The 13,651-nt window shown below is 70.2% G+C and carries 3 protein-coding genes; all 3 read left to right on the top strand.

All coding sequences use genetic code 11. The features are described 5' to 3' along the window. The first annotated feature begins 78 nt into the window (after positions 1-78). Genes BLU84_RS28685 through BLU84_RS14210 form a run of 3 tightly spaced genes read left to right on the top strand, consistent with a single transcriptional unit; the run spans position 79 to position 13,648 of the window. Complete coding sequence (locus BLU84_RS28685; protein ID WP_425479392.1) at positions 79-3,426, top strand: amino acid adenylation domain-containing protein; 3,348 nt, start codon at positions 79-81, stop codon at positions 3,424-3,426. Further along, on the top strand, positions 3,423-11,993 hold the full coding sequence (locus tag BLU84_RS14215) for a non-ribosomal peptide synthetase (protein ID WP_074868268.1): 8,571 nt from the start codon (positions 3,423-3,425) through the stop codon (positions 11,991-11,993). The genes BLU84_RS28685 and BLU84_RS14215 overlap by 4 nt, the downstream gene beginning before the upstream one ends. Further along, on the top strand, positions 11,984-13,648 hold the full coding sequence (locus BLU84_RS14210; protein ID WP_074868266.1) for a multidrug ABC transporter permease/ATP-binding protein: 1,665 nt from the start codon (positions 11,984-11,986) through the stop codon (positions 13,646-13,648). The genes BLU84_RS14215 and BLU84_RS14210 overlap by 10 nt, the downstream gene beginning before the upstream one ends. Positions 13,649-13,651 lie beyond the last annotated feature (3 nt).

Here is a 13,651-nt window from a genome sequence, read left to right as displayed (position 1 = left end):
CGCGCCGCGTTGCCGGCGCCGGACTGGCAACGCGAACCGAGCGCAGCGCAGCCCGCGCAGACCGCGACCGAAGCGGCGCTGCTGGAACTGTGGCGCGAGCTGCTCGGCAACGACCGGCTCGGCGTCACCGATCATTTCTTCGCCCACGGCGGTCATTCGCTGCTCGCCGTGCGCCTGCTGGCGCGGGTGCGCGAGCGCTTCGCCCATGCGCCGCCGCTGGCGGCGATCTTCGCCGCGCCGACAGTGCGCGCGCTGGCCGCACGCATCGACGCCGACGCCGCCGCCGGCGGATCTGCGCATGGGCCGGTCGCGGCCGACCGCTCCGGCGAACTGCCGTTGTCGTTCGGCCAGTCGCGCTTGTGGGCGCTGGAGCGCTTGACCGGCGGCGCCGCCGACTACCTGATTCCGGCGGTGGTGGAACTGCGCGGCGAACTCGACACCGCGCGGCTGCTGGCGGCGTTCGACGCGGTGTGCGCGCGCCACGAAGTCCTGCGCAGCCGCTTCGGCGAACGCGACGGCGAAGGCTGGCAGGCGGTGCGGCCGGCCGAACCCGGCGCCGGCTGGATCGAAGAGGCCAGCGACTGGAGCGAGGACGCCTGCCGCGAACGCGTCACGGCGCTGGCCGGGCGCGCGTTCGATCTAGCCGAAGAGCCGCTTTTGCGCGTCGCCTTGCTGCGCCGCGCCGCCGACCGCCATGTATTGGTGTTGGTGCTGCACCATATCGTCGCCGATGCCGCCTCGCTGCCGATCCTGCTGGCCGACCTGCAAGCGGCCTACGCCGAACCGGCGCAAGCGCTGCCGGGCTTGCCGCTGCAATACGGCGATTACGCGCTGTGGCAGCGCGAGCGCGCAGGGCAGGCGGCCGCAACCCAGGAACTGGCGTGGTGGCGCGAGCGCCTGCACGGCCTGCCGACGGTGCACGGCCTGCCGCTGGATCGGCCGCGCCCGCCGCAACGCTCCTACGCAGGCGCGACCCTGCGCCAGCCCTTGGCGCCGGCGCTGATGGCGCGGCTGGACGCGCTCGCCGCGCAGCACCGGGTCAGCCGCTACGTATTGCTGCAAGCGGTGTTCGTGCTGTGGCTGCATCATTTCAGCGAGGCCGAGGACATCGTGTTGGGCACGCCGTCGGCGGCGCGCGACCATGCCGGCCTGGACGGCATGATCGGCTTCTTCGTCGACACCCTGGTGCTGCGCCACCGCGCCGAGCCGTCGATGCGTTTCGACCGGCTGCTGGCCGAAGTGGCCGGCACGGTGACCGACGCGCTGGCGCATCAGGACACCCCGTTCGAGCATCTGGTCGACGCGTTGCGGCCGCCGCGCGGGCTGGCCCACAACCCGCTGTTCCAGATCATGTTCTCGGCGCAGCGCGCACAGCCGCTGCGGCTGTCGCTGCCGGGCATCGAAGCGCGCGCGCTCGACGCGCCCAGCCGCAGCGCCAAGTTCGACCTGTCGCTGGACGTCAACGAACTCGAAGACGGCTGCGTGGCGTTCTGGGAATACGCCACCGACTTGTTCGACGCCGGTAGCGTGGACCAGTTCGCCGCGCACTATCTGCGTCTGCTCGAGGCGGTGGCGCTAGCGCCGGAGCGGACCCTGGCCGAGATGGCCCGGGTCGAAGAAACCTGGCCGGACGCACCGGCGGCAACACCCGTCACCGTCGCTGCGCGCATTCGCGAACACGTGCGGCGCACGCCGCAGGCGCTGGCGGTCGAAGACGGCGCGGTACGCCTGGATTACCGCAGCCTGTGGCGCCGCGCCGGCGCGCTGGCCCGATGCCTGCCGCGCGACGGCAGTCCGGTCGCGGTGCTGGCGCCGCGTGGCTGGCAATCCGTCGTCGCCGAGCTGGCCGCGTGGCGCGCTTCGCGCCCGTTCCTGCCGCTGGATCCGGCGCACCCGGCCGCGCACCTGCAGGCGATCGCCGCCGATGCCGGCGCCGGCGCGTTGCTGCGCCAGACCGGTTTCGAACTCGATCTGGCGCTGCCGGCCTGGGACATCGACGCGGCCAGCGTGGACGACGCGGACGACGGCGACGAGACATTGCCGGACGCCGCCGACATCGCCTACCTGATCTACACCTCCGGCTCGACCGGCGCGCCCAAGGGCGTGGTGATCGGCCACGACAATCTCGCTGCCTACGTCGATGCGGCCGGCGCGGTCTACGCGCTCGGCGCCGACGACCGCGTGCTGCAACTGGCCTCGCCCGGTTTCGACATCGCGATCGAAGAAACCCTGGTCAGCCTGGCCCACGGCGCGACGGTGGTGGTCGCCGGCCCGCAGTTCCTGGCCGAGGCCAGCGGTTTCTGCGCGGCGCTGGCGGCGCAGGCGATCAGCGTGACCAGCTTGCCGACCGCGATGTGGAACGTACTGGCCGAAACCGCGCAGGGCGCGGCGCCGCCGGCATGCTGGCGGCTGTGCGTGCTCGGCGGCGAAAGCCTGCAGCCGGGCCTGCTCGCGCAATGGCGCCGGCATATCGCGCACGGCCCGCAGTTGATCAACACCTATGGCCCGACCGAGACCACGGTGGTGGCCAGCCATTACCGGCTCGGCGACGACGGCCGCGTCGCTATCGGCCGCGCGCTCGGCGACACCCGCCTGAGCGTGCGCCGCGACGGTTGGCCGGTGGCGCAGGGCCTGTCCGGCGAACTGGTGATCGGCGGCGCCGGCGTCGGCCGCGGTTATCACGGCCAACCGCAGTTGAGCGCGCAAGCGTTCTTCGAGGCCGATGGACAGCGCTGGTATCGCAGCGGCGACCGGGTGCGTTGGGGCGGCGACGGCCAGCTCGAATTCCTCGGCCGCAGCGATCATCAGCTCAAGCTGCGCGGTTATCGGGTCGATCCGGAGCAGGTCGGCGCGGTCCTGGCCGGCCATCCCGCGCTGCGCCAGGCGGTGGTGGTCGCGGTGCGGCCGGCGCAGGCCGAGGCGTATCTGGCCGCGTATGTGGTCGCGGCCGATGCCGGCGCTGCGGCTACGCCGCCCGAGTTGCGCCAATGGCTGGGCGCGCGACTGCCGGACTACATGCTGCCCGAGGCCTGGTTGGCCGTGTCCGAGCTGCCGCTGACCGTCAACGGCAAGCTCGACCGCAAACGCCTGCCCGAGGCGCCGCGCCTGGCCGCCTCGATCGGCGCGGCTGCGCCGGTGGCGCCGCGCAACGACTGCGAGCGCGAGCTGGCGGCGATCTGGTGCGAGCTGCTGCGCCTGCCGCAGGTCGGGGTCGAAGACGATTTCTTCGCCCTCGGCGGCAATTCGCTCGGCGCGATCCGGCTCAAGGCGCGGGTCGAGTCGCGTTTCAACGTGGAACTGGAACTGGCCGGGCTGTTCTCGCGCCCGACCATCGCCGCACTGGCCGAGCGCATCGCCGCCGCCGGCCAGCGCATCGCCGCCGACGACATCGGCTTCCTCAACGATCTGCTGGACGAACTGGAATGACCGCTGCTTCCGAACTGCGCGCCATCGCCGAACGCGCGATCAACCTGCCGACGCAGAAGCAGGACCTGTTCCTGGCGCGCCTGGACGAGCGCGGGCTCGACGCGGCGCTGCTGCCGATCGTCGCGCGCGCCGACGCGGACGCGGCCACGCCGCTGTCGTTCGCCCAGCGCCGCATGTACCTGGTCGAGCGGATGTCCGCGCACGCGCTGTACAACCTGGCCTCGGGCCTGGAGCTGCACGGCGACCTGGACGTGGAGGCGCTGCGGCAGGCGCTGGAGCTGATCGTCGGGCGCCATGCGGTGCTGCGCACGGTCTATCGCGAAGTCGACGGAATTCCGCAGCAGCAGGTGCTGGCGCACGCTCCGCTGGCGTTGCAAGAACGCACACTGCACGGCGACGCGGAGCCGCAACTGCGCGAACGATTGCAAGCGATGGAAGCGCAGCGCTTCGCGCTCGACGCCGAAGCGCCGCTGCGGATCGAGCTGTACCGGCTCGGCGAGCGCCGCTGGGCGCTGCTGTGGTGCGTGCACCACATCGCCTTCGACGCCTGGTCCGAGGGCGTGTTGCAGAGCGAACTGGTGCAGGCCTACTCGGCCCTGGCCGAGGGTCGTACGCCGACGCTGGCGCAGCTGGCCGCGCAGTACGCCGATTACGCCGCGTGGGAAGCGCTGTGGCAGCGCAGCGCCAGCTTCCGCCGCCACAGCGATTATTGGCGCGATGCGCTGGCGGGCGTGCCCGACCAGTTGGCGCTGCCGTTCGACCAAGCCCGGCCCGCGACGCAAGCGCGCGGTCACGCCGGCGCCGAAGCGCGCCTTACGCTGCCGGCGGCGTTGACCCGGCGGTTGTCCGGCTTGACCGCCAATCTGCTGCCGGGCCGCGAGACCACGCTGTACACCTTGCTGCAGACCGCATTCGGCTGGCTGCTGGCGCGTTACGGAAACACCGACGATCTGTGCATGGCGACCTCGATCGCCAATCGCCGCCGCGCCGAACTCGAACCGCTGATCGGCTGCCTGGTCAACACCCTCGCGATCCGCCATCGGGTCGAGGCGTCGCTGCGTTTCGACCAAGCCGCGGCGGCCGTCGCCGACACCGTCACCGCCGCGTTCGAGCATGCCGAAGTGCCGTTCGAGCACGTGCTGGAGCGGCTGGAAATCGCCCGCGACGGCATCCGTCCGCCGCTGTGCCAAGTATTGTTCGTGCTGCAGAACGTGCCCGATGCCGGCGCCCTGGCCTTGCCCGGGCTGAGCATCGCGCCGCTGGCGCAGGACCAGCGGCTGGCGCGCTTCGACCTGAGCCTGCGCATCGCCGAGCGCCGCGACGACGAGCATCTGGGGCTGCATCTGGAATACAGCACCGAGCTGTTCCAGGCGGCCACGGCCGAGCGTTTGCTGCGGGATTTCGAAGCGGTGCTGGAGCAGGTTTGCGCGACGCCGCAGATCCGTTTCGGCGAGGTGGCGCTGGGCGACGAGTCGCGCGTTGCGGCAGTCCAGCCTTTGCCGGGCGCCACCGCACAGGCGTTGCTGTGGCAGATGCCGGCGCAGGCGATCGCAGTGGAGGAGGGCGGTGCCAGTTGGACGTACGCGCAACTGCGCGCGGCAGCCGGCCGGATCGCCGGCGCGCTCGACGCGGCGGGTGTTCAGTCCGGCGCGCATGTGGCGCTGTGTCTGCCGCGCACGTTCGCCCAGTTGGCGGCGATGGCCGCGGTGTGGCATCGCGGTGCGGCGTGGTTGCCGTTGGATCCTCAGCATCCGGATGCGCGGCAGATTGCCGTACTCGATGACAGCGGGGCGCGTGTCGTGGTCGGATGGGGCGCGGCGCCGGCATGGGTGCCGGCGTCGGTGCCGGCGTCGGTGCATTGGCTCGATGCCGAAGCGATATTGGATGAGAGCGCATCGCATCACGCGGAACCGCCGCGTGTCGATGTCGAGGCGGATACGCCGGCTTACCTGATCTACACCTCAGGCTCGACTGGAACACCCAAGGGCGTGGTGGTCAGTCAGGGCAATCTGGCGCATTACGTCGCTGGTGTGCTGCCCGTTCTGGATCTGGGCGAAGACGCATCGCTGGCAACGCTGTCCACGGTCGCAGCCGATTTGGGTTTCACCGCGCTGTTCGGCGCGCTGCTCAGCGGCCACCGGGTGCGCTTGCTGCCGGCGGAACTGGCGTCCGATGCGCAGGCTCTTGCCGCGCATCTGCAAGCGCATCCAGTGGATTGCCTGAAGATCGTGCCTTCGCATCTGGCCGGCCTGTTGGCGGCCAGCGGTGGTTCTTCGGTACTGCCACGCAAGTGTTTGGTTACTGGCGGCGAAGCCTTGACCGGCGCCTTGGTCCAGCAAGTGCGCGCACTCGCGCCGACTTTGCGGATCGTCAATCACTACGGTCCGACCGAAACCACCGTCGGCATTCTGACCTGCACGGTGCCGGACGAATGGCCGGTAGAGCAGGGCGTGCCAGTCGGCCATCCGTTGGCAGGCAATGAGGCCTGGGTTCTGGACCGGTTTGGCCTGCCGGCACCGGTGGGCGTGGCCGGCGAGTTGTACCTGGGCGGCGGCAACCTGTCGCTGGGTTATTGGCAGCGCGCCGAACAGACCGTCGAGCGATTCGTTGCGCATCCGTTCGCACCGGGTCGGTTGCTGTACCGCAGCGGCGATCTGGCGCGGCTGGATGACGAAGGCCGGATCGTGTATCTCGGTCGCGGCGACCACCAGGTCAAGATCCGCGGTTACCGCGTCGAGCTCGGCGAAGTCGAACAGGTGCTGGCGCAGTTGCCCGGTGTCGAAGTCGCGGCAGTGCTGGCGTTGCCAGGCGCCAATGGCGTGCTGCAACTGGGCGCCTGCGTGCAGGGTTCGCTCGAGGGAGTCGCCGAAGCCTTGGCGCAGCGATTGCCGGAATACCTGTGTCCGACCCGTTGGCGTGCAGTCGAATCGATGCCCCGCCTGGGCAACGGAAAGATCGACCGGCAAGCGCTGGCCGAACTTTTGCAACAGCATGATACTGATGCGTCGAAGGCGGTAGCCGACGAAAGTCCGGTCAACGAGGTGCTGCGCGAGCTATGGCAGAAGCTTCTGGGCCGCGAGCACATCGGCGCCCACGATAACTTCTTCGCCTTGGGCGGCGACTCGATCCTGAGCCTGCAATTGGTCGCGCGCGCACGCCAGGCCGGGCTGGCGCTGATGCCGCGCCAGCTGTACGACCATCCGACCCTGGCGGGACTGAGCGCGCAAGTCCAAACCAGCGCGCCCGTAGCCGCGACGCCAAAACCCGAGGCCGACCAAGCCTTCGGCCTCACCCCGATCCAACACTGGTTCTTCGAGCAAACCCTCGACGAACCCGCGCACTGGAACATGTCGGTCTGCGTCCGTATCCCCGAACGCCTGCAGCCGGCGGCGCTGGAAACGGCCGTGCGCGCCGTCGTCACACGCCATCCGATGCTGCGCGCCCGCTTCGCCCGCGATACGGCCGGCAGCTGGCAGCAACGCATCGCCCCCTGGCAGCCCGCGCAGTTCGCCCACCTGGAAGCCGATGCGGCTAGCCACAGCGAATCGATGCGCGCCTGGCAGCGCAGCCTGGATCTCGGCGAGGGGCCGCTGTTCCGCGCGCTTTATCTCTGCAGCACCGACGTTGCCGACACGCGCTTGCTGCTGGTTGCGCATCACCTGCTGATCGACGGCGTGTCCTGGCGCGTACTGCTGGAAGACTTGCAACGCGCCTATCGCGAAGCGGTCGACGGCCGCACGCCGGCACTCGCGCCGCCGCCGGCCGACTTCGGCCAGTGGCAGCGGCATTTGCGCGAAGGGCTGCCGCCGCAGCGCCTGCAACAATGGCGCGACTACTGGACGCGACTCAGCCAGGACGCGCCCGCGCCGCTGCCGTTCGCCGCCAGCGCCAATCGCGAGTGCGACGCCGCCAGCGTGCACGCGCGGCTCGACCGCGCCGCCACCGCGCGGCTGTTGGGCGAAGGCCCGCTCGCGTTCCGTACGCAACCGCAGGAAGTGCTGCTGGCTGCGCTGGCGACGGCTCTGGCCGAATTCTGCGGCGGCAACGACGTGCTGATCGAACTGGAAGGCCACGGCCGCGAGCCGGTCGACAGCGAGCTCGACCTGTCGGAAACCGTCGGTTGGTTCACCAGCCGTTACCCGGCGCGTCTGCGCCTGCCCGACGGCGCCGCGCCGGCGGCGACCCTGGCGGCGGTCAAGGACCAACTGCGCGACATCCCCGATCGCGGCCTCGGCTTCGGCGTGCTGCGTTACCTGCACGGCGAACTCGCCGAGCTACCGGTGGCGCAGGTCTGCTTCAACTACCTCGGCCAGGTGCGCACGGGCGAAGGCGGCGGCTGGGACTTCGCCGGCGGCGATGACGGCGGCAGCCGCGCGCCCGGCACCCGCCGCAGCCATCTGCTCGACGTCGGCGCGATCGTCGTCGACGGCGAACTGACCGTGGACTGGACCTATCCCGCCGATGCGATCGGACGCGAGAAGATCGAGGCGCTGAGCCGCGCCTTCATCGCCGCGTTGCAGGCCCTGCTGGCGCTGGACCCGCGCCACGCCCTCGCACCGACCCGCAGCGACCTGAGCCTTGCCGCACTCGACGACACTGGCTTCGACCGCCTGATCCACCGTTACCCGGACCTGGAAGACGCTTATCCGGTCTCGCCGCTGCAACAAGGCCTGTTGTTCCATGCCCTCGACGCCGGCGAACAGCCGCTCTACATCAACCAGAGCACGGTGACGCTGGAAGGCGAGTTCGATTCGGACGCGTTCGCCGAAGCTTGGCGGCTGGCGTTGGTGCGGCATTCGATCCTGCGCACCGGTTTCGCCTGGGACGGCCTGGAGCGGCCGTTGCAGGTGGTGCGGCGCGATGCGTCGCTGGCGCTGCGCCGGCACGACCTGCGCGAGCGCGACGAGGCCGGCATCGCCGCGGCCCTGGCCGCGATCCAGGACGAAGACCGCAACACGCCGTTCGCGCTCGATGAGGTTCCGCTGATGCGGGTGCGCCTGCTGCAGTGCGCGCCGCAGCGGCATATCGTGGTGTGGACGCGTCACCACCTGATCGTCGATGGTTGGAGTTCGGCCTTGCTGATCCAGGAAGTGATGGCCGCTTACCGCACCCTGGCGCGCGGGCAGCGGCCGGCGCCGGCGGCCGCGCCGCCGTACCGCGATTACCTCGCCTGGCTGGCGCGGCAGCCGCGTTCGCGCTCGATCGCGTGGTGGTCGCAGGAACTGGCCGGGCTGGACGCGCCCGCGCGCCTGCCGGAGGCGAACGATGCGCAAGCGGGCTTCGCCCACGCGCAACGCGAGTTCGATGCGACCGCAGCAGCGGCGCTGGCCGCCGCGCATGCGGTGAGCCTGGGAACGGTGGTGCAGGCCGCGTTGGCGCTGGTGCTGCGCCACTATTACAGCCTCGACGATTTCTGCATCGGCCTGACCAGTTCCGGCCGGCCGGCCGAACTGGCCGGGGTCGAGCGCATCCTCGGTGTGTTCATCAACACCTTGCCGCTGCGCCTGCGCCTGGACCCGGCGCAGTCGCCGGGCGCATGGCTCGCGCAACTGCAACGACACGGCCTGGACCTGCGCGAGCACGAGCACTTGCCCTTGGCCGAAGTGCAGGCCCTGTCCGCGCTGCCGGGCGGCACCTCGCCGTTCGATACGCTGCTGGTGTTCGAGAATTATCCCGCCGCCGCAGGCGAGGACGGCGGCGGGTTGCGCCTGCACGAACACGAAGGCGCGGACCTGACCCATTACCCGCTGACCCTGGCGATGCTCGCCGACGGCTCCAGGCTGCACGTGCAGGCGGTGCTCGACCGCAGCAAGCTCGATGGCTGGCTGGTCGAGCAGATGCTGGACGATCTCGACTTCGTGCTGCAGCAAGTGCCGACGCTGCAACGCTTCGATGCCTTGCCATTGCTGCCGTCGCAGACGCGTTCCGCTGCCTGGACCTCGCGCGAACGTTACGCGTGCACCGGCAGTTTGGTTTCGCGCTTCGCCGATGTCGCCCAACGCCATCCCGCACGCATCGCGGTCTCGGCCGAAGACGGCGAACTCGATTACGCCGCGCTCGACCGCCGTTCCTCGCAACTGGCGACGCTGCTAATTCGCCAGGGTGCGGGCCCGGGCCAACGCGTCGGCCTGTGCCTGCCGCGCGGCTGCGATCTGCTGGTCGCCTTGCTGGCGATCCTCAAGACCGGAGCCGCCTACGTTCCGGTCGATCCGCAGGCACCCGCGGCGCGACGCGGCTTCATCCTCGAAGACAGCGGCGTCTGCCTTAGCGTCAGCCAGCGAGCGCTGGCGATCGAACTGCCCGGAACCGCGCTGTGCCTGGACGATCCGTTCACCCAAGCCCAACTGGATGCGGTGGAGCCGGGGGAACTGCCGGACGTTCCGGCCGACGCGCCGGCCTATCTGATCTACACTTCCGGTTCAACCGGCACGCCCAAGGGAGTAGTGGTTACCCATCGCAACGTCGAGCGTTTGTTTACCGCGGCAACGCAGACCGGTCGTTTCAGCTTCGACGAGCACGACGTGTGGAGTCTGTTCCACTCGCACGCCTTCGATTTCGCCGTGTGGGAACTGTGGGGCGCCTGGCTGTACGGCGGCCGCGCAGTGCTGGTGCCGGAGGCGGTGTGCCGCCAGCCCGATGCCTTCCTCGATCTGCTGGCCGAACACGGCGTCACCGTGCTCAATCAAACGCCGTCGGCGTTCTATGCCTTGCAATCGCAGGCGATGCGACGCGAAGTCGCGCTCAACGTTCGGGCTGTGGTGTTCGGCGGCGAAGCGCTGGAACCCTCGCGCCTGCAGCCCTGGCGCGAACGTTACCCGCGGGCCGAACTGGTCAACATGTACGGCATCACTGAAACGACGGTGCACGTCAGCTTCCATCGTCTCAGCGACGAAGACCTGCGAAGCCCGGTCAGCCGCATCGGCAGCGCGCTGCCGGATCTGGCCGTGCACGTGCTCGACGCTGCCGGCCAGCCGGTGCCGCTGGGCGTCGTCGGCGAACTGGTGGTCGAAGGCGACGGCGTCGCGCAAGGTTACTGGCAACGGCCGGAACTGACCACCGAACGTTTCGTCGAGCGCGACGGCCAACGCCGCTACCGCTCCGGCGACCTCGGCCGTTACCGCGCCGACGGCTCGCTCGAATACCGCGGCCGCGGCGACGATCAGGTCAAGCTGCGCGGTTACCGCATCGAACCGGGCGAGATTGCAGCGAAACTCGCGTCGCTGCCGCAAGTCGCGGACGCCGCAGTCACAGTCGAAGGGCAGGGCGAAGGCGCCTGGCTGATGGGCTATGCGGTCGCCGCGGACGGCACCGAGCCCGATCCGCAGGCCTTGCGCGAAGCACTACGCGTGCTGTTGCCCGACTACATGCTGCCGCGCCTGATCCAACTGCTCCCGGCGCTGCCACTGACCGCCAACGGCAAGCTCGACCGCAAGGCCCTGCCCAAACCCGAAGCCACGCAACTAGCCGACCGGCGCCAGCCCCGCAACGCGCTGGAATGGCAGCTCCTCGACGCCTGGCGTCAGGTGCTGGGGCGCAGCGACTTCGGCATCGACGAGGATTTCTTCGCCCTCGGCGGCCATTCGCTGCTCGCCACCTCGTTGCTCAGCCGCCTGCGCCGTCTGCGCGGCCAGGACTTGCCGCTGGCACTGGTGTTCCAGCACCCCACCATCGCCCGCATGAGCGAGCACCTGAGTGCGCAGCGCGAACGCGCCAACACCTTGGTGCGCCTGCGCGGCAACGCGACGGCGACGGCCACACGCCTGTTTTGCCTGCACCCCGGCGGCGGCCACACCCTGGCGTATGCGCCCGCGTTGGAGCGCCTCGACCCGGACGTCGCCGCGTTCGGCATCAACTCGCGCATGCTGATCGACAACGACTGGCGGCCGGCCAGCCTCGATGCGCTGCTCGACGACTACCTGGCGTTGATCCGCGCCGAACAACCCGAAGGCCCGTACGCGCTGCTGGGTTGGTCGCTCGGCGGCACGCTCGCTTATGCGCTGGGCGAACGGCTGGAGCGCGACGGACACGAGGTCGCCTGGATCGGCCTGATCGACTGCTTCGGCTGGCGCGAGAAGGAACGCATCGCCGATCCGGCGTTGCAGGGACTGCGCTGGCTGCCCGAGTACTTCGCCTATCTGGAACCGGCCCAGCGCGAGCCCTTGTACGCGCAGCCGCAACGGCTGGCCACGCTCGACGCCGAACTCGCGGCCGCCGCCGACGAGTCCGCGCGCCAGGCGGTGCTGGCCGCGCACTACGCGGCGCTGGCGGGCGAGGGCGTCGCCGACGCCGAGCGCCATCTGCTGCAATTGCGCTTGTTCCGCAGTTGGGACGAGGTGTTGGCGGGGTATCGTCCCGGGCCGTTGGCCGCGCCGGTCGCGCATTGGCAGGCCGCCGACAGCGTGGCCTTGTTCGGCGGCAGCGCCGATGCGTGGCAGGCGCACGCCGCGGTCAGCCAGAGCGTGCTGCCCGGCGATCACTATTCGATCATGCAATCGCCGGCGCTGGCCGACGCCGTGGCTGCCGCCGCGCGCCGCGTCCGCATCTTGGAGGTGTCCTCATGTCGTTGATCCGGCTGCTGTTCCGCAGCCATCGCGCGTTCATCGCGCTGGCGCTGCTGCTCAGCCTGTCCAGCGCCGCGATCGGCGTGGCGATGATCGCCTACGTCGACCGCCTGCTGGCCCAGGTCGGCGACGCGCGCGGGCTGGCCGGCTTCGCCGCGCTGCTGGTGGGCCTGTTCGTGTTCGGCAGCGCCGCGCAACTGGCGATGTCCACGCTCGGCCATAAAGTGGTCTACCGGCTGCGCCAGACCATGGTCAAGCGCGTGCTCGACACCGATGTGGAGCGGCTGGAAACGGTCGGGCTGGCGCGGATCCTGGCCACCCTCAACGGCGACATCAACACCATCACCCTGGCCTTCGCCAGCCTACCGTCGGTGGTGTACGGCCTGACCTTGATGATCGGCGGCTTCGCCTACCTGGCGTGGCTGTCGCTGCCGCTGTTCGCCGCGAGCGCGCTGATGATCGCGCTCGCGGTGGGCTGCAGCGTCTTGCTGATGGCGCGCACCCGGCGCGAGGCGCGGCTGGCGCGCGACATGGAGGACCATCTGTACCGGCACTATCAGGCTGTGGTCGAAGGCCGCAAGGAACTGGCCTTGAACCGCGACCGCGCCCGCGCCGTGTACGAGTTGGAGTTCGAACCCGACGCGCGCCGCAGCCGCGACCACGAGATCCGCACCGACATCTACAACGGCCTCAACCAGAACTGGATCAATACTCTGCTGCTGGCCACCATCGGCCTGGTGTTCTTCCTGGTCGGCCATCTCGGCTGGGCCAGCGCGGGCACGGCCGCGACCTTCGCCTTCGCGCTGATGTTCCTGCGCACGCCGATGGCCGGCATGGTCGGCTCGGTGCCGAGCCTGATCGCCGGCAGCGTGGCCCTGGCCAAGGTCGACAGCCTGCAGCTGGCGCCGCACCGCGAAGGCTTCGGCCACGACGAAGCGGCGCTGCCGGCGGACTGGTCGCGCCTGCAACTGCGAGGCGCCGCCTACCGCTACGCCGGCGCGAGCGCGGAGGAGCCCGGTTTCGGCGTCGGTCCGATCGACCTGAGCCTGCACCGCGGCGAGCTGTTGTTCGTGATCGGCGGCAACGGCAGCGGCAAGAGCACGCTGATGCGGGTGTTGTCGGGCCTGTACCGGCCGCAGCAGGGTGCGCTGTGGCTGGACGACACCCAGATCGACGCCGCGCGCACGCCGGCGCTGCGGCGGCTGTTCGCCACCGTGTTCTCCGACTTCCATCTGTTCAACCGCGTGCTCGGGCCCGACGGCGAGGCGATCGGCGACGAACGCGCGCTGGCCTTGCTCGAGCGGCTGGAACTGGCGCATAAAGTCTCGGTCGACGCCGGCGTGCTGTCGGACACGCGCCTGTCGCAAGGCCAGCGCAAGCGCCTGGCCCTGCTGCTGGCCTGGGCCGAGCAACGGCCGATCCTGTTGCTCGACGAATGGGCGGCCGACCAGGACCCGGGGTTCCGCCACTTCTTCTACGAACACCTGCTGCCGGAGCTGCGCGCGGCCGGCAAGACCATCGTCGCGGTCAGCCACGACGACCGCTATTTCCATCTCGCCGACCGGGTGCTCAAGCTCGACGGCGGTCAATTGGCCGAGTACGACGGCGACACCGGGCTGGCACGGCGAACGGCGCATGCGCGGGCGCAGGCGCTGGGGTAAGGT

It is taken from the genome of Lysobacter enzymogenes (genome assembly GCF_900106525.1).
GTDB lineage: Bacteria > Pseudomonadota > Gammaproteobacteria > Xanthomonadales > Xanthomonadaceae > Lysobacter > Lysobacter enzymogenes.
Note: the sequence above shows the minus strand (reverse complement) of the source record. Positions and strands in the feature narration are given on the sequence as shown.